The sequence below is a fragment of the Treponema bryantii NK4A124 genome, from assembly GCF_000421345.1.
GTDB classification, from domain to species: Bacteria; Spirochaetota; Spirochaetia; order Treponematales; family Treponemataceae; genus Treponema_D; species Treponema_D bryantii_B.
Window position 1 is genome coordinate 1 of record NZ_ATWV01000009.1, and the last position, 19,607, is coordinate 19,607.

Sequence of the window (19,607 nt, forward strand, 5' to 3'; positions counted from 1 at the left end):
TGATTTTACATTCAGATCAAGGATGGCAGTACCAGATGTACAATTACAGGGAACGTTTGAAAAAGAAAGGAATAAGACAAAGTATGTCCAGAAAAGGAAACTGTCTTGATAATTCTGTAATGGAAAATTTCTTTGGACTATTAAAATCAGAACTTTTATATTTGCAGGAGTTTGAATCTGTAGAGCATTTCAAGAAAGAACTAATAGAGTATCTTACTTGGTACAACGAAAAAAGAATTAAGGTTAAATTCAAAGGACTGACCCCTTTACAATTTAGGAATCAGTCCTTAAAATCAGCCTAGTTAAAGTGTCCAATTTCTTGGGTGCACTTCAAGTAAGCCTTACCTGGGTTCCGCTTTCGGAATTACTGTTGACGATTAATTCTGCTCCAAGAATTTCAGCACGGCTCTTCATACCCTTTAAGCCAAGGTGAGTGCTTTCTTCAGAGAAATTGTCTTTTTTATCATTTTCAGAAAAGCCCCTGCCGTCATCACTAATCAAAAAGATAAGGCTGCCATTTTCTTCGCGGACAATAAGGCTTAACTCGCTTGCTCCGGAATGTTTGATTGCATTTGTCAGGCTTTCCTGCACAATTCTGAATATGTGGAGCTTTTGAATTGGAGAAAGCTTTTTGTACAGTTCGCTTTCTGCTGCGTAAAACTTACAGGGAAGGCCGGAGTTTTCTTCTGTGTTTAAGGCATACTCATTTAAGAGCAGGGCAAAATCAGCAGTTTCAATTTCCGGAGGAGTAAGATTGCGGATTATGTTCCGGATATTTTTCATATTCTGCTTTTCCAGGTTGTTTACTTTATTCAGAATATCTTTTTCTTCCGGTGCAAGTTTTTCTGATTCTTCAAGCTTGTGCACAAATAAAAGGGCAGTCCTCATATCCTGAAGAACCGTATCGTGAAGGTCGTGAGAAATACGACTGCGTTCGCTTTCCTGTACCCGGGTGATTGTTTTTGTAACAAGCTCTTCGGCTTTATTCTTTTCATTTAAGAAGGCAATTTTCTGATTATTTTTAATATATTTGGCAGCACCAAGAACAACGGCAATACTCAAAAAGGAAATCAGACATAAAAGCTCAACAAAGAGAATCATAAAATTTCTGTCAGAATCAATTTCACTCTTCATAAACTGGTTCATCTGAATTGTAAGAAGAGAAACTTCCTTCTGGAAATCAGAAAAATTATTTTGATTATCTTGATTAGTCTGAAGCAAAATTGTTTGTGCATTGAGGGCGTGTTCAATAGCCTTGTCTATGTAAAGGGCACTTTCAGATTTTTTGCCGTTTGTTTCTGTAATGTAGGCATCAGATTTTGAAAAATCTTCCAGTTGAAAAATCAGATTGTTTAGAAGAGGGGTGATGGCAGGGGGTGCGGGAGTCTTGTTTGCCGCATTAAAATCAATTTCGGAATATGCAGACCAGAAATCATTCCAGGTAGTTAAAAGATTTTTTACTGAATTCTCTATGGCAAAAAGATTTTGAGAAAAGAAAATGAAGAGAAATAAAAGGCCCTTGAGGTTTGTTCTTTTGTGCATGATTTTTCTCATGCAGATATTTTCTATTATTTAGCGTAGTTTTTCAAGCAAGGCAGAGCGGTCGCGGCAGCCAAGCTTATCATAAATTACGCTTATGTAGTTCTCCAGGGTAGAAAGCTTTATCTCAAGCCGGTCGGCAATTTCTTCGTTTGTAAAACCATCAGAAATAAGATTTACAACCTGCTGCTCTCGTTTTGTGAGTGTCATAAAAAGACTGCGATTTTCTAAAAGAGAAGAAACTAAATCCGGCTGAACAAAGGTTTTTCCCTGGGCAACCGTATTTACCGCATCCAGAAGCATTTTTTCGTCACTAAGCTTTGAAACAAAGCCCTTTGCTCCAACCTCAGCACTCATGGCGCGTTCAATACAGGAGCCGGTGTCATGACTGGAAAAAACTACACTTGGGATATGATGAGAAGTCAGAAGCTTTACCACATCAAAACCGCCGTTAATACCGCTTTCGCCGGTGGTTTTTAATTGAATATCAACAATGGCAATAATAGTATCTTCTGGAGTAAGTGGTTTTTTCTTAAGAAAAGAAGAAATCTCTTCTATGCTTTCGGCTTCGGCCAGAATAGTCCAGTCCGAATTTTCTGTAAAAAAAGCCGAGATTCCCTTACGAAGCATTTTATGATCATCAATCAAAATCAGTTTTTTCATTAATTTTAGTATAACACAGCCAAGCCCCTGCGCAATCAATTTTACTCATAAAAAAAATATGAGTTAACTCATGCATATTCATAGAGTTTGCATACTATCGGAAAGATATTAAGTGGCTTAATATTGTATTATCTTATTTTTTACTGAAATATGAGTTTTTATATTTTATGTAATTATTCGGAGGAAATAAATGAAGTATTTCAAATGCTTATTATCTTTAAGTTTTATGGTAGTTTTATTCTGTACTGCCTGTAGTCAGTCTTCGTCTGACGCAACTGACGCACCTGATGCAACTTACACCGTAACCTACGTAGACGGTGTTGATGGAGCTGAAATTGCTGTTCCTAGTGATACTAACCGGTATAAGGCAGGAGATTCTGTAACTGTAAAGTTTACAGATTCAGGTAATCGTGAATATTATACCTTTGCCGGCTGGAGTGATGGAAGCACAACCTACACAAGCAGCGGAACTACAACTTTTACAATGGGTAGTGCAAATGTTACTCTTACCGCACAGTGGCAGTGGAACAATTCTTTTATTGGAACTAAAGCTAATTCTGAACAGAAAGAAGTTGGTGATATTGTATTCAACGATGGTTCTGCAATGCCATATACAACTTTTACCTCTCTTGATACAAGTGCAAAAAATGAAAAGAAAGCAAAGGCAATAGCATTGATTTTCTATAGAGGAACAGGTTTGAATAGTGATATTTTGACCAATTATGAAACTGCAACTTGGACTACTAATACATCAACAACAAGCCGTACACTTGGAGTTGGCCTTAAGCACAATAAAAGCGGACTTGCATGGTGTACAAATGACGCATATCTTTACAACCATGATATTATTACAATCCAGTGTAATCCAAACGAAAACACAGGTTCATACACCTTTACCCGTGACAAAAACGGCAGCGACAACAGGCTTGACGTTTTTAGTTGGGAGGGAAATCGAGAAAAATATCCTGCCTTCTGCTTTTCTCAACCTTATGCAACAACCACTGTAACAAACATTCCTGCAGATTCAGGATTTGCAGGAGGCTGGTATCTTCCAAGTATTGCGGAGCTTTACCAGATTTATGCCTGCCGATCAGATACAACAAACGGTTTTGACATAGATGCTGCAAGCGAAGCTCTTGGCGGAGATAAGTTTGAAAACTCATTGTACTGGTCGTCGTCCCAGGACAGCAGCTTTCTAACAAGATCATGGATTCTCAATTTCTCCACAGGACGCGTCGCCGAAACCAACAAGGATCAAGGGAATTGTATTTGTTGTATCCGGGCTTTTGATTAGTGGTAGCGATTTTGCCCTGTAAGATGCGAAGTTCGTAAGTCCCACCGGTAGCTTTTGGCTACCGGTAAAGTCATAAATTAAAGGAATCAGTATGGAAAATAGTTTAGATGTTACAAATTTAATTTTTGGGACAATTGACCAGATTCAAAAATTAAATGATTTAAAATTCAGCAAAGATTCAATTCTACGTGCTTTTTATATGGAAGTACTTTTGAATATAGATCTTCTGGATAATTTAATTTTAAATGAAAAAGAACGTACTCTTGAGTCTATTGGAAAAGAAAAGTTCTGTACAATTATGCAAAATCTCCATGTTGAAATTGCAACATCTATTTTTTATGGTGCAGGCTTAAAAGGAAACGCGAGGTCCTTCCAGAAAGCCTTAAAGGTTTTATCAAAATTAGAAAAAATTAATGTTTCTGCTCTTGAAAAAGAAAATCCTGAAGAAGAAAATAAAAATCTATTCCATTCAATAATATTTGTTATAAGAAAGGTTGAATCCTTAAAAACTGTGGCAAACTCTCCTGCATTATACGATTCCCTTCCAAATTTATATGTAGGGAAACGCCTTGAAAATATAAGATCAGAACTACATGCAATTAGAAAAAACATGAAGAAGTGCAAGGAAATTGAAGTTTTGTTTTCTGCTCCTTAAAAGAATGGCAGGCTGATTTTGGCGCATTAGAAAAAACTTGAAAAAAAAGGCTGGCTCGAAATAATCTGCAGGAGCATATTATTTTTCGCTGGTTAAGTCTCAAAAGCACAATTGAATATCTTGGAGAATGGGAATTACTGTATAATCCTAATTTTAATTGTACCGAATTCGGTACAATTAGAAATATAGCAGGAAGCAATAATTTTGTCCTGTCTGTAAAAACATGGATAGAACGAACAAATGCTATAGGTTTCTTTTTTGCCTTTGTCTGTGGACAGGCAGCTCTCAAAACTTTTTAATGTTTCCTATGAATGCCTTATTGATAATTCATTACCAGACGAAGAATCAGAGACTGATATACAATTGCAGAAGATTATAAAAAGTTTTCCAAAACTTCAAAATCATGAAAAAAATGCTGTTTCTGAGATGGTCAGAATAATGGCGGATAAATAATAACTTGGTACATTTTTTTGATTTATATTTCGATGATTTTCGGGTGTTTTTCCCTTCTGTTCCTTTTTAAGAATTTTTCTTGACGATTAGTAAAAAACCGGTTAAATTATATTTGTCAACAGTAAGTCATGGAAAAGTGCCGTTGTCTAGGTAAGCGTTATGTGTTAACGCCACTCCCATGCGATTGACTTTACAATCCCTCTTCATGAGGGATTTTTTTTTAGGGAGAGATTATGAATCTTTTTATTGATGAATCAGGTTCAATAAATAATAAGCTTGAAACTCCATTTGTTATTGCGATTGTAAATGTTCTTGATTTTAAAAAATTAAATACTGTGATAAAAAGATTTGTAACTTCTCGTTTTAAAAAACTTAAAGAGCTTGATCAAGATTTTTACAATTCATATGGCAAACTTACAAAAACTGGAAATCAAATGTTTCATAATGGAAAATTTAAGGAACTAAAAGGTTCTCAGTTTGATAAGGAAATGAAAAAAGATTTTGTTGAGTTCATTACAAAGAAAAAGTATTTTGAACTTTATTATTTGAAAATTGATAACAAATTATTGACGGATAAAATATGTGAAAATACTGCAAGAGCTTTTAACTATACCTTAAAACTGGCTCTATCTTACTTTATATCACATAAACTCATTTGTGATGAAAACTGTTTAATTCAGTTGGATGAACGTAATGAAAGAACTGAAGCCAGGTTTTTTCTGGAAAATTATCTGAATACTGAGTTATGCTTGAATAATATAACTGAAAAGCATTTTACTGTAAAATATCTTGATTCTTCAGATAATCCATTCATTCAAATTGCAGATATACTTGCAAATGTTTATTATTCACACTTAAACACTTTGAATTATGAAGATGAAATGAGAAAACTAAAAGATAGAAAAATTTTAATATCCGAGTTTTCTTTTCCTTCTAGATAAATAGCTGGATTGCAATACGTATTGCAGATTAGCATTGCCTTTAATGTCATTATTGCTAATATGTTGATTTCATTGTCTTAAAAGTCTCATTGTGATAAAATGATTTTATGTCAAATAATGTTGCTTCTTTGCCCGAAGATTTTCGCGGCCTTCATATACATTTTGTTGGAATTAAGGGAACCGGAATGGCAGCTCTTGTGGAGATTCTTTTTCATAAGGGAGCTGTGATTACCGGTTCTGATGTCAGCGAGCGCTTTTATACTGATGAAGTGCTCGAGCGGCTTGGGCTGCACGCTCTTCCATTTGCGGCTGAAAATATTACTGATGATGTTCAGTATGTAATTTATTCTTCTGCCTATAAGCTTGATAAAAATCCTGATTTGATTGAGGCTGTGCGCCGCGGCTTGCCTTGTTTGCTTTACACTCAGGCGCTTGGTGCTTACAGCGAGCGGGCTTATTCTTGCGGTGTTTGTGGGGTTCACGGAAAAACTTCTACAACAGGCCTTGTTGGAACAATCTTAAAAGAAATTGATTTGCCGAGCCAGGTGCTGGCGGGCAGTGTTATAAACTCTTTTGGCGGAACTTGTACTTATACGTCATCATCGGTGGTTGAGTGTTCGCGAAGCGAACGTATCGAAACCACCGGTACTGAGATTAATGGTGGTTTCGATACGCCCGATGGGCTACTCAACCACCGTAAGTCTATCTTCGTTGCCGAAACCTGCGAGTATCAGCGGCACTTTATGAGCTTCTGTCCGCAGAAAATTATTTTGACTTCGGTTGAACCGGACCATGAGGATTATTACCCGACTTATGAAGATATCCGTCAGGCCTTTATTGATTATGTCTGCAAGCTGCCGGAGGGCGGTGAGGTTATTTACTGCGCTGATGATAAGGGCGCTTGTGATACAATTGGGCTTGTGCATGGTCTTCGCCCGGATATTGTTGCACTGCCTTATGGAGAAAAAGCGGACGGTGATTTTGCCGTTACCTTCGGCAAAGTAGAAAATGAGCGCAATTCTTTTGCTCTCGGTCTTTTTGCTTCCAAGGGCGATTTCGCACTTGCAATGCCAGGCCGCCACGAGGTTCTGGACGCGGCTGCGGCAGTGGCTTTAGTGTGTCAATTGCTGCGCGAGTTTGGCAAGAATCCTCTGGACTACTATGAAAACATTCGCCGCGGGCTTTTGAACTTCAGCGGTGGAAAACGCCGCAGTGAAATAGTAGGGCGCTTCAAAAATAAAAATGGCGCAGATGTTCTTGTGCTTGATGATTATGGTCATCATCCGACTGCCGTAAAGACAACTCTTGAAGGCTACCGAGAATTTTATAAAGGCCGCAAAATCATAGTTGATTTTATGAGCCATACTTATTCGCGCACTCAGGCTTTACTGCCGGAATTTGCCCGCTGTTTTACTGCCGCAGACGAGGTAATCCTGCATAAAATCTATTCTTCTGCCCGTGAAAATCCTGCTGATTTTGATATTACCGGCCGCACACTTTATGAGGCAGTTCTTGCAACTGGCCAAAAGAATGTTCATTATTACGAAGAGATTTTAGATGCGGCAGATTTTGCTAAGGCAGAAATCGAAAAACCGCTTGGCCCTGAATATCCGGATGGCTACCTTTTTATTACAATGGGCGCCGGCGATAACTGGAAATTAGGTAAGGAAATATTAAACAAATAATGTCATCCTCGGGCTTGACCCGGGGATCTAGATTATCCGGTCAAGCCGGATAATGACAATGATGATGAGGTATATATGACATCGATGACTGGATACTCTTATGAAGAAAAATCCCTGGAAACAGCAATCGTTTCTGTGGAAATAAAATCGGTAAATTCACGTTTTTTAGACCTTACAATCAATCTTCCGCCATATCTGAACCCTCTGGAAGCTTACTTTCGCAGCAAGATTACAGAAAATGTTGCCCGCGGTAAGGTTGATGTTTATATCCGCGTAAAAGAGTTGGAAAGTAATCCTGATATTACAGTTGATGAGGGGGCTGTAAAGGCTTACTCTGAGGCTGTAAAAAAGGTAATTAAGGCTTCTGGTTTTGGAACTGATTCTAAATCTGCCTTGGACTTTATTCTGAGTCAACCGGGAGTTATTGTTTCTAACCGCTCTTATGATATGGATAAATATAAGGCCTTGATTGAGCCTGTTTTTGATTCTGTACTTGAGAAGTTCAATGCAGACCGGGTTCGCGAAGGCGAAAATATGAAGCGCGATCTGCAGGAAAAGTTAGAAAAACTCTCAAAGTGTGCACAATTTTTTACAGAATGGCAGCCAAAAATGGAAGATATGTTCAAGGAACAGATTACTACAAAGTTCCGCGAGCTTTTGGAAGATAAGGCAGATGAAAACCGCATTATGACAGAAACTGCGGCAATGCTGGTAAAATATACAATCAACGAAGAAATTGTGCGCCTGAAGAGCCACATTGAAGCAATGCGCTCAGAACTTGCAAATAATCCGACACCTGGCAAAAAACTGGACTTTATCTGCCAGGAAATGAACCGCGAAATCAACACCATCGGCAGCAAAAATCAGTTTGCCGAGGTCGGCGCAATGGTAATTACGGCTAAGGATAGTCTGGAAAATATTAGAGAACAAAGCAAAAACGTGGAATGATAAAAAGGTGGTTTCGATACGCCCTTCGGGCTACTCAACCACCGGTGTGAACTGTTGGTGGTTGAATGCTCGCGAAGCGAGTGTATCGAAACCACCGTATTGGGGGAAATATGAAACTAAACAAAGATTTAAGAGTGGCCATCAGCGGAAAATCCGGCTGCGGAAATACAACTGTGAGCGGCATGCTTGCAAAAACACTGGGAGTTACACTTATTAATTATACCTTCCGCCAGCTGGCTGCCGAAAAAGGCATGACACTTGCAGAAGTTATTGAAGCCGCCAAAACAGACGACTCCTACGACAAATACGTAGACAAGCATCAGGTTGAGCTGGCCCTTGCTGAGCCTTGCGTACTCGGCAGCCGCCTTGCAATCTGGATGCTGAAAGAAGCTGACCTCAAGGTTTATCTTCTTGCCAGTGACGACACTCGTGCCCGCCGTGTATACAACCGCGAAGGCGGCGACCTGCAGGCAATCAAAGACTTTACAGCAATGCGCGACAGCGAAGACACCCGCCGCTACAAGGAATTCTACGGCATAGACAACAACGACTACGCCTTCTGCGACCTGATTATTGACGTAAACGAAAAAACTCCGGAAGAAATCGAAGAAATAATTCTGAGAGAGCTTGAAAAACGCGGTTTTATTTCCCGCTAAAATTATCTTCTGATAAAATCAACCGAATAAAGGTGCACTATGAAATGGTACGGCTTTAACATGCTCTGGACCTTTTCTTCTGACGGGAAGGAAGGTTCAAAAAATCCAGCAAGCATCCATATTGATGAAAATGATGTCGATTTTATAGCTGATATGGGCTGTAATTTTATCCGCCTTCCTTTAGATTACCGCTACATCCTGCATGATTTCAATTATGACCAGCCGGATGAGAAGATGCTTAAGGTACTGGACCGCTGCCTTGATACAATCATTTCAAGAGGGCTTCATTGCTCTTTGAACGTGCACCGGGCTCCCGGCTACTGCATTAACGGAAATAACCTGGAGCGAGACAACCTCTGGACAGATAAAATTGCCCAGGATGCTTTTACAAATTTGTGGAAGCTTTTTGCCCAGCGTTACAATTCATATTCCAAAGACCAGCTCAGCTTTGACCTCTTAAACGAGCCTCCAAGTCCCGGCCAGTACGGTCTTACCCGGGAAAATCACAAAGCAATTATGAGCCGGGTAGTCAGCCAAATCAGAAAAATCTCCCCCGACAGAACTATAATTTGCGATGGTCTTGCGGGCGGTCACATGGCTTGCCCTGAGCTTAAAGACCTTGATGTAGTTCTCAGCGGCCGCGGTTATATGCCTATGCGCCTTACTCACTGGCAGGCAGAATGGATGAAAAACTCAGGCTCTTATGACTGGGAATACCCGAAATGGCCCGGAATGAAGTGTGATGGAGTAGAATGGAGCCGCCAGGCCCTCTTAGATTTTTATAAGCCATGGAAAGAGCTTGCAGAGGCGGGAGCCAGCGTTCATATTGGTGAATGTGGATGTTATGACAAGGTAGATAATGAAACAGCCCTTGCCTGGTATAAGGATTTCTTTTCTGTATTAAATGAACTTGATTTTGGATTTGCCCTGTGGAATTTCCGCGGCCCCTTTGGAATTGCAGAACACCGCAGAAAGGGCACAAACTGGGAAGTTCGTAAGGGAATCACCTTTGACCGTGATTTATACGAACTTTTTATCCAGTCTATGAAAGCTTAAAGATTAGCGATCAACCAATCCTTAAACTGATTATAATCATTTTCCATTGGAATAGCGTTGTCAGGAAGACGCATAACTGCTTCGAGGCGATCCGGCATAGGTGGTTCCTTGCCGATTGCATCAGTTACAATCTGACCAAACTTAGCAGGTGATGCTGTTTCGAGGATTACGCCCACAGCCTTCTTTGCGGCAACTTCGCCAGCCCATTTTGGAAGGTTTGGTGTAAGACCAGGTTTATTCCAGTCATTTTTCTGACCCGCAATAAGAGCTTCCATAGCACCGCTGCGGATATCATCCCAAGCCTGCCAGCCGATTGCTCCGTGAGGATCAATAATATATCCGGTCTTGTCGTTGCAGGAACGGATAGCAGCCTTAATTCCATCATTATCAAGCCAGTAAGAAGCAAAAAGCTCACGAACCTGATCCAGAGTGTACATAGCCTTAATGCGTTCATAGTTGCTTGGAGCACCTACGTCCATAGCATTAGCATATGTTTCAACAGAAGGGCGGGCATTGTAGTCGCCTGTTGCAATCCAGTCTGGAATTGTCTTATTTGTGTTAGTAGCGGCAACAAAACCTGCAATTGGAGCACCCATTTCACGGGCAATGAGACCTGAAGTAAGGTTACCGAAGTTTCCAGATGGAACAACCATAATGATTGCAGGATCCTGAATCTTATTGTCCATTGCAGAGCGGTTGCGTACTGTAAGAGCAGAGTACATATAATAGAAACTCTGTGGCAAAAGACGTGCAATATTGATTGAGTTTGCAGAAGAAAGGCGGAGTTTACCGCGGAGTTCTGTATCAGTAAAGGCTGTTTTTACCAGCTTCTGACAGTCATCAAAAGTACCTTTTACCTTGAGGGCACGAACGTTTCCTGTGAAGGTAGAAAGCTGTTTTTCCTGAAGAGGAGAGATTTTTCCATCCGGATAAAGAATTGTAACGTCGAGGCCTGGAACTCCGTGGAAAGCAGAACCTACAGCAGAACCGGTATCACCCGAAGTTGCAACCAAAATGTGGAGTGGTGTGTCTTCGTTACGGTTGAAATAAGACATTGTGCGGGCCATAAAGCGGGCACCAAAGTCCTTAAAAGCACAGGTTGGACCATGGAAGAGCTCCATGATGTAAGAAATAGCATCAGCAGGAACAACCTTAGGCTGGAAAGGATATGCATCTGCAATGATGGCAGCCAGGTCATTATCAGGAATTTCGCCTTCAACATAAGGCTTTGCCATATTAAAGGCAACATCGCGGAAGCTTGGAGCAGGATCCTTGTTCAAAAGAGCCTTATCCAGCTTAGGGAATTCAACAGGAATATAAAGTCCACCTGTTGCCTGGTTCATTCCGCCCATTACGGCAGTTTTAAAATCAGCTTTTACACTGCTGTCTCTTGTATCTGTATAAATCATATATCCATCCTTAAGAACCTTATAAGCCGTAAATAATGTCGCTTACAACGAGTTCTGCAAGTTTTTCTTTTCCTTTTGAAACGCATTCATTCCAGTTTTTGCCCTTCGATTCGTAGCTTATAACTGAAGAATAAACTACATCACCTTTTTTCATACCTACGGCTTCAATTTCTGCCTTTAAGATGCAGTAATAGCCTGATTCATCTTCAAGGGCTGTTACCGGCTGTTCAAATTTGATTGTACCGTAAATCATATAACCGTAAGCATTTCCACCAATAATATCGTAAGTGTCTTTATAAAGTGCTTTTGGCTTACCGATGTATGAAGTTTCGCCGATAGGGCCGTTTCCCACCATTGTGATTCCACGACTGCGGAATTCTGCCTGAATATTGTATGAATTGTTTACTGGGCGGTCTTTTTCGTTGAAATCCCATACGAAAAGTACAGCACCTTTAGATGCCAAATCAGATTTTACCTTCCAGTCTGCTTCTGCAGTGTATGGCTTTAAGCGTTCTGCGAGGGAAGGATCTTCGCTAACTGGGCTAGGGTATACTTTTACTGTAGTTTTAGCAGCGAAAGAAGGCTGTTCTGCGGTAAAGCTGATTTTACCTTCGGCATCTGTAATTAATTCTGTTTTATTGAAAGAAATCTGACCTTCTGATTTTGAAGCCGGATATTCAAGAGTAAGGGCAAAGCCTTCTGCAGGAGTGCCATCTGCTTTTGTTACTGAAAAAACAAATGGGGCGGCAAAATTACGTCCTTTAGAAATCTCTTTTGGAGAAGAGACTTTTTGAACAGAAATGCCTTCTAAAGATTTTATAAAGATATCTTCCGGGCTTTCCTGCACAACTATGGCCTTTGGAGCCTTGTCTTTTGAATTATTTGCAGAATCCTGATTTTCTGCTGCTTCTGGTGTAGTAGCACAAGAAGTCAGAATTATACTGGTAATTAAAGCTGATAAAACGATTTTGTTTTTTTTCATTTTAAAATTTTACTCTCTTTGATTTTAATTTAATAGTTTATTGTATTATTAAAAGCCTTTTTTTACAATAACATATTGCCGAAAATTTACTATAAATTGTATAATTATGCGTTATAAGGATAAATGGTGGGATTATGGAACGCTGTACTAAAGCTACTATCTACAAAGATAATCTTGAATATAATTTAAATCAAATCAGAAAATATGTAAAAAAGGATGTAAAGCTCTGCGTTGCTGTAAAGGCAGACGGATATGGTCATAATGCCGTTCTTACCGCTCAGATTGCAGAAAAAGTTGGTGCTGAATTTGTTGCCGTTGCTACTGTAGAAGAAGGAATTGAGCTTCGTGATGGCGGAATTAAATGCGGAATTCTTCTTTTGAGTCTTTGTACTCCGCCTGAGATGCCGGCTCTTTTTGAATATAAAATTACTCCTCTTGTTTTTGGAAAGGACTATATTCAGTTGATTGCTGATGCGGCCAGGCGGGAAGATTATGCTGATTATAAGGTTCATCTTGCTGTTGATACCGGTATGGGCCGCATAGGCTGTTATCCGGAAGAAGCGGGGGAGCAGGCAGCTTTTATTGAGGCCTGTGGACTTAAGCTTGGCGGTATGTGTACTCATTTTGCAGTTTCTGACAGCCTGAGCCCTGAAAATATTGAGTTTACAAAGGAACAGTTTGAGGCTTTTAAGCAGGCTGTTGCAGGCGTAAAAGCTCGTGGTATTGAACCAGGAATCTGTTCCTGCGGTGCAAGTGCTGCTCTTTTGAATGATGAAGAAATGCAGTTTGATATGGTAAGGCCTGGAATCATTACCTACGGCTACTATCCTGATGAAATTACAAAGGACTATTTGAAGAGTACTGGCCGCGATTTTGATATAAAGCCTGTTTTGTCGCTGGAAACAAAGGTTGTGGCTATAAGACGTTTCCCGGCAGGTAAATCTGTTTCTTATGGACGCACCTGGGTAGCACCGGAAGAAACGGACATTGCTGTTCTTCCAATCGGTTATGCTGATGGTCTCTTGCGTCGTTTTTCTCCAGGCCTTGAAGTTACGATTAACGGCAAAAATTACCCGGTTCGCGGTAGAATCTGCATGGACCAGTGCATGGTAGAAATTGGTAAGGATAATCCTGATGTAAAGGTTTTTGATACAGCAGTTATTTTTGGACCAAAAGAAAGCGGTGCGTTGAATACTGCGGAAGACCTGGCAAAGCTTGGAAATACGATTTCGTATGAAGTGTTGACGGCACTTAGCAAGCGTGTGCGCCGAGAGATACGTTGAAAAAGTGCTTTTTTTTGTATAGTTCTTTTAACCAAAAATTAGGAGAACAGTAATGAAAAAAATTGTAATTCTTTTATTAGCAAGTGTATTTATTTTTGCTTCGTGTTCAAATGGGAACAATACTTCTGATGAACCGGCAGAAGCTCCAGTAACTAGTGAAACTGGAACAGAACAAACTGGAAGTACTGGTTCAGAACAAAATGGTTCTGGCGGAACAGGAAGTACAGAACAGAATGATTCAGGGGAAGCTGAAAATAGTGGAAATGAAACAGGTGGAGACAATACATCTACTGTAACTTACATAGGAACAAAAGCTCCAGACGTGGCAAAAGAAGTTGGCGACATTGTCTTTAACGATGGTAGTGCAATGGCTTATGCTGATTTTGCTGCTCTTGATGATGATGATGCGAAAACTGCAAAAAAAGCTGCTGCTATTGCTCTTATTTTCTATAAGGGAACTGGCTTGAACAGCGACGCTGCCGACGGTACACCTGACACAACAACTAGCCGTACTCTAGGCGTGGGCTTGAAGCATAACAGAAGCGGACTTGCATGGTGTTGGTGGACAATCAATAGTGATTATGCAAATGCCTACAGTAAAAATATAACAACAATACAATGTCCTCATGATGAAAGTGCAGGTGCATTAACCTTTACTGGGGATAAGGATGGTAGTAACAACCTTGAGCAGATTAAAACATTCCTTTCTGCTGAAGGTAGTGGGACAACAGACGATACAGGAACCGCTGCGAACTATCCAGCATTTTATTTTGCAAAGAACTATAGTACTACTGCAACTAACCTTGGAACAGCCTATGCAAGCGGCTGGTACTTGCCAAGCATTGCAGAACTTTTCCAAATTTATGCGAACGGAAAGGGAACAAACAAGGTGTTTGACATAGACGCTGCAAGTTATGCTCTAGGCGGAAATAAGTTTGTCTCATGGTACTGGTCGTCGTCCCAGTCTTCCTACTATGATAATGCATGCTTACTCGATTTCAACAGTGGGGACTGGAAGCGCTACGGCAAGAACTTCAACTACGGTTATGTGTGTGCGGTTCGGGCTTTCAACTAGCGGAAGGTAACCAAAAAGCTACAGAAAGCGGTTTTCTAAATGGAAGCCGCTTTTTTTATTTAACTGAAAAGGAACTGCTTAACTTCAGAGACAAGATAGAAAGAGCCTGTTACGAGGAGGATGTTGCCGTTTGCGGCAGACTCTTCGAAGGCTTTTTTTATCATCATTTTATAGTCTGCGTCTGCGGTGAACTTGATTTCTGCGTGGGTGAAGGCTTCAATTTCACCGGCGAGATTTGATTCTTTTTTCTCGCCCGGGCGGGTAACGTAAACGTGCTCAAAACGGTAGCGGAAGAGCATGGAAATATCTTTTACATCTTTGTCTGCGGCGCAGGCAAAAAGCAGGGAAACTTTACGTTCGCCGAAAAGTTTGTTCAGAGTATCAATTGTAAGGCGGATGCTGTTTAAGGTATGGGCACCGTCGAGAATTACAGCCGGGATTTCTGTATAGCCCTTTACCTTTTCAAGGATTTCAAAACGGCCCGGCAGCTTTGCTTTAGCAAGACCGCGTTCAATAATTCCTTCATCAAGATTTGGCAGGAGTTTTTTGATTGCAATTGCAGCCATGGCGGCATTCTGGGCCTGCATTTTTCCCAGCAGCTGCATATTTGTTTCTACTGGGCGGTTAAATAATTCGCTTTCAAAATGCACGGTCATGCGCTTATCAGCTCCATTAAAATGATAAAAGGAGCTGGTAATTAAATCATCTACAAAATAATATGGCGCATGGCGGGTAATTGCCTTTTCCCGCAGTACGATTTTTACAGATTCAGTCTGCTGAGGAGAAAAAATTACCGGCGTACAGTTTTTGATGATTCCTGCCTTTTCTGCGGCGATTTTTTCGAGTGTGTTACCAAGGAACTCTGTGTGCTCAAGCTCAATAGGAGTGATACAGCAAAGTTTTGGACGGATTACGTTTGTAGCGTCTAAGCGGCCGCCGAGTCCTACTTCAAAAACAGACCAGTCTACCTGAGCATTTCGGAAGGTAAGGAAGGCATAAAGGGTAACAAGCTCAAACCAGGTAAGAGGGCGCTCTGCCGGTAGATTTTCCGGAATGATTGAGTCGATATTCGGCATGAGCTCTTTTACGGTTTTTTCGTAAATCTCTTCTGAGAAAAAGCCTGTAGGTGTACAGATGCGCTCACGGAAGTCTGTAATGTGAGGGGAAGTGTAAAGTCCAACCTTGTAACCGGCCTCGTCGAGAATGCAGGAAATGAGGCGGGAAACAGAGCCTTTGCCTTTGGAGCCTGCAACGTGAATACAAGGGGCATAATCCTGCGGGTTATCAAAGCGCTTGCATAGGTAATCGATGGTGTCGAGCCAGAAGATTTCTTTTTTTGGATTATGTTCAAAATTCAGGTAGTCGTTGAGCCAGTCCTGAAAAACGTCTATTGCATTCACGAATTATATTATAGTTATTTTATGGACTTCTGTCATTATAAAAAAAAAGAACACTTTGTTATATAAGGTCTTTATTGATATAAAGAGTGTTTCTCTTTATAATAACTATAAGATTCCCCGGTCAAGACGGGGAATGACAGTTTTGTCATTATTGGGAATGACAGCTTTGTCATTATTGGGAATGACAGCTTTGTCATTATCGGGCTTGACCCGATAATCTAAAAAAAATCGAGGAATAAAAAATGAGTGAAGAAATTCAGTACACAGACATAAATAAGAGCTTTGAAGCTGCTGTTGAGCGCAGCCGCAAAATCGAAGAAGACTTAATCAAAAATCCTAAAAAATATCGCGTACTTACTGGTGACCGTCCTACAGGACTCCTTCATATCGGCCACTATTTTGGCTCATTGCAGAATCGTGTTCGCCTTGCAAATATGGGTGTTCCTACAATGATTCTTATTGCGGACTACCAGGTTCTTACAGACCACGATGCTTTTGATAAAATCAGCCAGAATACAAAGCAGCTGGTAATCGACTATCTTGCTGCCGGAATCAATCCTGAAAAACAGGATGTTATTATTTACCCACACAGCTATGTTCCTGAGTGCAACCAGCTGATGATTCCTTTCCTAACGCTCGTTAGTAACGCAGAACTTAGCCGTAACCCGACTGTAAAAGAAGAAATTGAATCTGCCGGCCTTAAAAATGTAAATGCAGGAATGTATACATATCCTGTTCACCAGGCCTGCGATATTCTTTTCTGCAAGGGAAACGTTGTTCCTGTAGGAAAAGATCAGCTGCCACACCTGGAGATGACACGTACAATCGCAAGCCGCTTCAACAAGAAGTTCTGTACAGATATGGGTAAAGAGCCTGTATTCCCAGAGCCACAGGCATTGCTTTCTAAGACTCCAATGATTCTTGGATTGGACGGCGGACAGAAAATGTCTAAGAGCCGCGGAAATGCAGTAATGCTGAGCGCAACAGAAGACGAAACTGCAAAACTGATTAAAAAGGCAAAGACAGACCAGGACCGCAATATCACTTATGATCCTGTAAACCGTCCGGAGGTTGCAAACCTTCTTATGCTGATTAGCCTTTGTACAGGTGAAGAGCCGTCTGCAATTGCTGCACGTATTGGTGACGGCGGTGGTGGAATGCTCAAGGCAACTCTTACAGAAGCACTCAACGAAAAGCTTCGCCCATTACGCGAAGAGCGTGCCCGCCTCGAAGCATCACCTGACTATATCAGAAAGGTATTGCTGGACGGTGCTGCTAAGGCCCGCGAGATTGGTATTAAGACTTTGAATGAAGTACGTACTGTGATGAATATGGAAATCTAATCTGGACAATGATGGAGATATTCGGTGGTTGAGTGCTTCGCGAAGCGAAGTGTATCGAAACCACCTGATGGGCTGGTGATTGATGGTGATTTCGATACGCCCTTCGGGCTACTCAATCACCGCAAATCGAAGCAATCTATTTTTCTTTAAGCAACTTTTTACGCTTGTACATCTGCCGGTCAGCACGCTCAAAAACGCGCATATAGCTTTTGTCCTTGTTCCGGTGAAGGGTAGAAGAGCCGCTGGCAATAACAAGTCCGTCATGCTTTTTTTCTTCGTCAACCATTTTTGAAAACTCTTCAAGCAGCTGCCTGCGGTTTTCGTAATCTTCACCTTCAAGAATTGCAACAAATTCGTCGCCGCCAATGCGGTAAACAGGACTGTGCTTAAAACGCTCGCAGATAATGTGGCAGGCGGCTTTTATGTATTCGTCTCCTACATCGTGACCTTTCGTATCATTTATTTTTTTCAGGCTGTTCAAATCAAAAACGACAACTCCAATCTTATCCAGCTTTCCTTCGTTAATCTTCTGTTCAATTATGCTGATATCTTCAATGTAGGCAGCCTTATTTTTAATTCCGGTAAGAGAGTCTGTGTAAGCCATGTGACGGGCTGCTCCCAGCTCCTTTTCCTGCAGGTTGCCTTTTTGAATCAGCTCTTCAAGCAGTCGGCGGTGTTCTTCCTTTTCATCCTCAAGAACAAAGGTATGCAGAAGACAGGTTCCAAGCATGAACCCCATTGCATAAAAAGGCAAAAAAGGATACATGGCCTGCAGGGCAATAAAAATAGTCATTGCGAGGCCAAAAAGCCCGATCGTTCTGTATCTGGACTTTACGGGCCTGTCTCTCTTTGTTGAAATATAAATTGTGTAAACTGTCATTATAAAGAAAAGCAGGAGCTGAACGGTCAGATTTATATAGCGGGCAGGGCTTGTGTGATAGTTTCCCTCTTCATCAAAATAAAAAACAATAGGAATAAATAAATTGATTACTAAAACAACAAGAACTAAAATAAAGATGGTCAGACTGGTATAATAAAGAATTCTTGTAAAAAGGTTCTTCTCTTCAAGATAGGCAATTACATAACGGCCCCATAGGAAAACCGAAAGAACCATTACTGCAAAATAAATCTGGGTATCAATGTAGGCAAATGTTTTTATTTTAAAGGAAGCGAGAAAGCCCCATAAAATATCAGTGATATAATATGCCATTACACTGAAGAGGAACTGCCTGTAGAGAATTGCAGGCGATGAAAGGGTATTTTTATTTGATTTTTTCAGAATGTCATAATTTGTAATAAGCAGTATTAATAGTGCCAGTATACCAAAGCTCGAATAATACAAATATAAACTCCTCAATTCTAATAAAAGAATACCTTTATATTATACCATAATATAAAGGGCTTTTGAAAGTAAAAATGTATATAAAAAAAGTTGAAAGATTGTCATTCAGTTTTTATAATCAGATTATGTTCCGCGTTGCAATCTGCGAAGATGAAAAAGTTGTATTGGATTTTGAAGCTTCTCTTGTTAATAAGTGGGCGGCCGGTCGTGGCTGCTTGCTTGAATTGGATGCCTACATTTCTGCCGAGCAGTTTCTTTTTGAGAGTGAAGACAAGGCTCCTTATGATGTTCTGATTTTTGATATTCAGATGAAAAATATGAACGGCATGGAGCTGGCAAAAAAGCTGCGTGCCCGGGGCTATGATGCGGTTATTATTTTTGTGACAGGCGTTCCTGACTATGCAATTGAAGGCTATGAGGTTGGGGCAGTGCGCTATATCTTGAAGCCGGTTAAGGAAGAGGTTCTTGAGGGGCTTTTGGACGGGGCTCTGGCGGAGAGGCAGAAAATGGCTGAGGATTTTTTTGTGCTGGGTCAGGGGGCAGATGTTGAAAAAATCAGCTTTAAGAAAATCCTTTATATTGAGGCGCGCGGGCATTATGTTTTTTTGAAGGGTGTGGATTTTGAGCGCGAGTGGAAGGCGGGATTTGCGGAGACTGCGGCTGCGTTTGATGGGAAGGGATTTTTCTGTCTGAGACGAGGACTTTTAGTAAATCTGGCACATGTTACCCGCATTACCCGCACGGATTGTATACTCGACGGTGGTGAGACACTGCCGGTTGCCCGCGGGGTTTATAAGGATTTGAATGAGGCGTTTATTGAGTTCTTCAGGAAGTAGATTGCCACGTCGCTCCGCTCCTCGCAATGATGGTCTTTTTTTAATGA

Annotated in this window: 18 protein-coding genes; 12 read left to right on the plus strand and 6 right to left on the minus strand. The window is 40.8% G+C overall.

Annotation, left to right across the window (positions count from 1 at the left end):
* The coding region (locus G626_RS0109915; RefSeq protein ID WP_027727106.1) for an IS3 family transposase at positions 1 to 302 on the plus strand (302 nt) is incomplete at its 5' end.
* Between the two features lie 28 nt (positions 303 to 330).
* On the opposite strand, the gene G626_RS0109920 is transcribed toward G626_RS0109915, so the two are convergent.
* A complete protein-coding gene (locus G626_RS0109920) occupies positions 331 to 1,554 on the minus strand; it encodes a sensor histidine kinase (protein WP_081647523.1) in 1,224 nt (407 codons plus the stop codon).
* A gap of 18 nt (positions 1,555 to 1,572) precedes the next feature.
* Positions 1,573 to 2,202, minus strand: a complete 630-nt coding sequence (locus tag G626_RS0109925; protein ID WP_022932633.1) for a response regulator transcription factor — start codon at positions 2,200 to 2,202, stop codon at positions 1,573 to 1,575.
* 190 nt (positions 2,203 to 2,392) lie between these two features.
* Here G626_RS0109925 and G626_RS0109930 point away from each other — a divergent pair, with 190 nt between their 5' ends.
* The 7 genes from G626_RS0109930 (at position 2,393) to G626_RS0109965 (ending at position 9,890) form a co-directional block, all read left to right on the plus strand.
* A complete protein-coding gene (locus G626_RS0109930; protein ID WP_022932634.1) occupies positions 2,393 to 3,496 on the plus strand; it encodes an Lcl domain-containing protein in 1,104 nt (367 codons plus the stop codon).
* A gap of 91 nt (positions 3,497 to 3,587) precedes the next feature.
* Entirely contained in the window at positions 3,588 to 4,151 is a 564-nt protein-coding gene (locus tag G626_RS0109935) for a hypothetical protein (protein ID WP_022932635.1), read from the plus strand.
* A gap of 686 nt (positions 4,152 to 4,837) precedes the next feature.
* Positions 4,838 to 5,545: a DUF3800 domain-containing protein gene (locus G626_RS0109945; RefSeq protein ID WP_022932637.1), complete on the plus strand. Its 708-nt coding sequence runs from the start codon at positions 4,838 to 4,840 to the stop codon at positions 5,543 to 5,545.
* Positions 5,546 to 5,652: 107 nt separating this feature from the next.
* Positions 5,653 to 7,230 (plus strand): UDP-N-acetylmuramate--L-alanine ligase, encoded by a 1,578-nt coding sequence (locus G626_RS0109950; RefSeq protein WP_022932638.1) that lies wholly within the window; start codon positions 5,653 to 5,655, stop codon positions 7,228 to 7,230.
* A gap of 75 nt (positions 7,231 to 7,305) precedes the next feature.
* Positions 7,306 to 8,178 (plus strand): YicC/YloC family endoribonuclease, encoded by an 873-nt coding sequence (locus G626_RS0109955; RefSeq protein WP_022932639.1) that lies wholly within the window; start codon positions 7,306 to 7,308, stop codon positions 8,176 to 8,178.
* 110 nt (positions 8,179 to 8,288) lie between these two features.
* Positions 8,289 to 8,834, plus strand: coding sequence for a (d)CMP kinase (gene cmk / locus G626_RS0109960; protein WP_022932640.1), 546 nt, complete (start codon positions 8,289 to 8,291; stop codon positions 8,832 to 8,834).
* A gap of 39 nt (positions 8,835 to 8,873) precedes the next feature.
* Positions 8,874 to 9,890 (plus strand): glycoside hydrolase family 5 protein, encoded by a 1,017-nt coding sequence (locus G626_RS0109965; protein WP_022932641.1) that lies wholly within the window; start codon positions 8,874 to 8,876, stop codon positions 9,888 to 9,890.
* On the opposite strand, the gene thrC is transcribed toward G626_RS0109965, so the two are convergent.
* Both thrC and G626_RS0109975 read right to left on the minus strand, forming a co-directional pair.
* Positions 9,887 to 11,299 (minus strand): threonine synthase, encoded by a 1,413-nt coding sequence (gene thrC, locus G626_RS0109970; protein ID WP_022932642.1) that lies wholly within the window; start codon positions 11,297 to 11,299, stop codon positions 9,887 to 9,889. The two genes, G626_RS0109965 and thrC, sit on opposite strands and share 4 nt — an antisense overlap.
* A 19-nt stretch (positions 11,300 to 11,318) precedes the next feature.
* Complete coding sequence (locus tag G626_RS0109975; protein ID WP_022932643.1) at positions 11,319 to 12,281, minus strand: hypothetical protein; 963 nt, start codon at positions 12,279 to 12,281, stop codon at positions 11,319 to 11,321.
* A 134-nt stretch (positions 12,282 to 12,415) separates the two neighbouring features.
* Between G626_RS0109975 and alr the strand changes: the two genes are divergently transcribed.
* The gene (gene alr / locus G626_RS0109980; protein ID WP_022932644.1) at positions 12,416 to 13,564 is read left to right on the plus strand and encodes an alanine racemase; all 1,149 of its coding nucleotides are present in this window, start codon (positions 12,416 to 12,418) and stop codon (positions 13,562 to 13,564) included.
* Between the two features lie 52 nt (positions 13,565 to 13,616).
* Positions 13,617 to 14,639, plus strand: coding sequence for a DUF1566 domain-containing protein (locus G626_RS16150; RefSeq protein WP_022932645.1), 1,023 nt, complete (start codon positions 13,617 to 13,619; stop codon positions 14,637 to 14,639).
* A gap of 59 nt (positions 14,640 to 14,698) precedes the next feature.
* Here G626_RS16150 and G626_RS0109990 read toward each other — a convergent pair whose 3' ends face one another.
* On the minus strand, positions 14,699 to 16,039 hold the full coding sequence (locus tag G626_RS0109990) for a bifunctional folylpolyglutamate synthase/dihydrofolate synthase (RefSeq protein WP_022932646.1): 1,341 nt from the start codon (positions 16,037 to 16,039) through the stop codon (positions 14,699 to 14,701).
* A gap of 242 nt (positions 16,040 to 16,281) precedes the next feature.
* Here G626_RS0109990 and trpS point away from each other — a divergent pair, with 242 nt between their 5' ends.
* Positions 16,282 to 17,382 (plus strand): tryptophan--tRNA ligase, encoded by a 1,101-nt coding sequence (trpS, locus tag G626_RS0109995; RefSeq protein ID WP_022932647.1) that lies wholly within the window; start codon positions 16,282 to 16,284, stop codon positions 17,380 to 17,382.
* A gap of 136 nt (positions 17,383 to 17,518) precedes the next feature.
* Here the strand turns inward: trpS and G626_RS17530 are convergent, their stop codons facing one another.
* Positions 17,519 to 18,724 carry a GGDEF domain-containing protein gene (locus tag G626_RS17530; RefSeq protein WP_022932648.1) on the minus strand — a complete coding sequence of 402 codons (1,206 nt, stop codon included), beginning with the start codon at positions 18,722 to 18,724 and terminating at the stop codon, positions 17,519 to 17,521.
* Between the two features lie 62 nt (positions 18,725 to 18,786).
* Between G626_RS17530 and G626_RS0110005 the strand changes: the two genes are divergently transcribed.
* Entirely contained in the window at positions 18,787 to 19,560 is a 774-nt protein-coding gene (locus G626_RS0110005; RefSeq protein WP_156003294.1) for a LytR/AlgR family response regulator transcription factor, read from the plus strand.
* Positions 19,561 to 19,607 lie beyond the last annotated feature (47 nt).

Bases quoted from the DNA above. Each gene is read 5' to 3' on its own strand.
- G626_RS0109920 (WP_081647523.1), bottom strand. From the start codon at position 1,554: ATGAGAAAAATCATGCACAAAAGAACAAACCTCAAGGGCCTTTTATTT.
- G626_RS0109925 (WP_022932633.1), bottom strand. From the start codon at position 2,202: ATGAAAAAACTGATTTTGATTGATGATCATAAAATGCTTCGTAAGGGA.
- G626_RS0109930 (WP_022932634.1), top strand. From the start codon at position 2,393: ATGAAGTATTTCAAATGCTTATTATCTTTAAGTTTTATGGTAGTTTTA.
- G626_RS0109935 (WP_022932635.1), top strand. From the start codon at position 3,588: ATGGAAAATAGTTTAGATGTTACAAATTTAATTTTTGGGACAATTGAC.
- G626_RS0109945 (WP_022932637.1), top strand. From the start codon at position 4,838: ATGAATCTTTTTATTGATGAATCAGGTTCAATAAATAATAAGCTTGAA.
- G626_RS0109950 (WP_022932638.1), top strand. From the start codon at position 5,653: ATGTCAAATAATGTTGCTTCTTTGCCCGAAGATTTTCGCGGCCTTCAT.
- G626_RS0109955 (WP_022932639.1), top strand. From the start codon at position 7,306: ATGACATCGATGACTGGATACTCTTATGAAGAAAAATCCCTGGAAACA.
- cmk (WP_022932640.1), top strand. From the start codon at position 8,289: ATGAAACTAAACAAAGATTTAAGAGTGGCCATCAGCGGAAAATCCGGC.
- G626_RS0109965 (WP_022932641.1), top strand. From the start codon at position 8,874: ATGAAATGGTACGGCTTTAACATGCTCTGGACCTTTTCTTCTGACGGG.
- thrC (WP_022932642.1), bottom strand. From the start codon at position 11,299: ATGATTTATACAGATACAAGAGACAGCAGTGTAAAAGCTGATTTTAAA.
- G626_RS0109975 (WP_022932643.1), bottom strand. From the start codon at position 12,281: ATGAAAAAAAACAAAATCGTTTTATCAGCTTTAATTACCAGTATAATT.
- alr (WP_022932644.1), top strand. From the start codon at position 12,416: ATGGAACGCTGTACTAAAGCTACTATCTACAAAGATAATCTTGAATAT.
- G626_RS16150 (WP_022932645.1), top strand. From the start codon at position 13,617: ATGAAAAAAATTGTAATTCTTTTATTAGCAAGTGTATTTATTTTTGCT.
- trpS (WP_022932647.1), top strand. From the start codon at position 16,282: ATGAGTGAAGAAATTCAGTACACAGACATAAATAAGAGCTTTGAAGCT.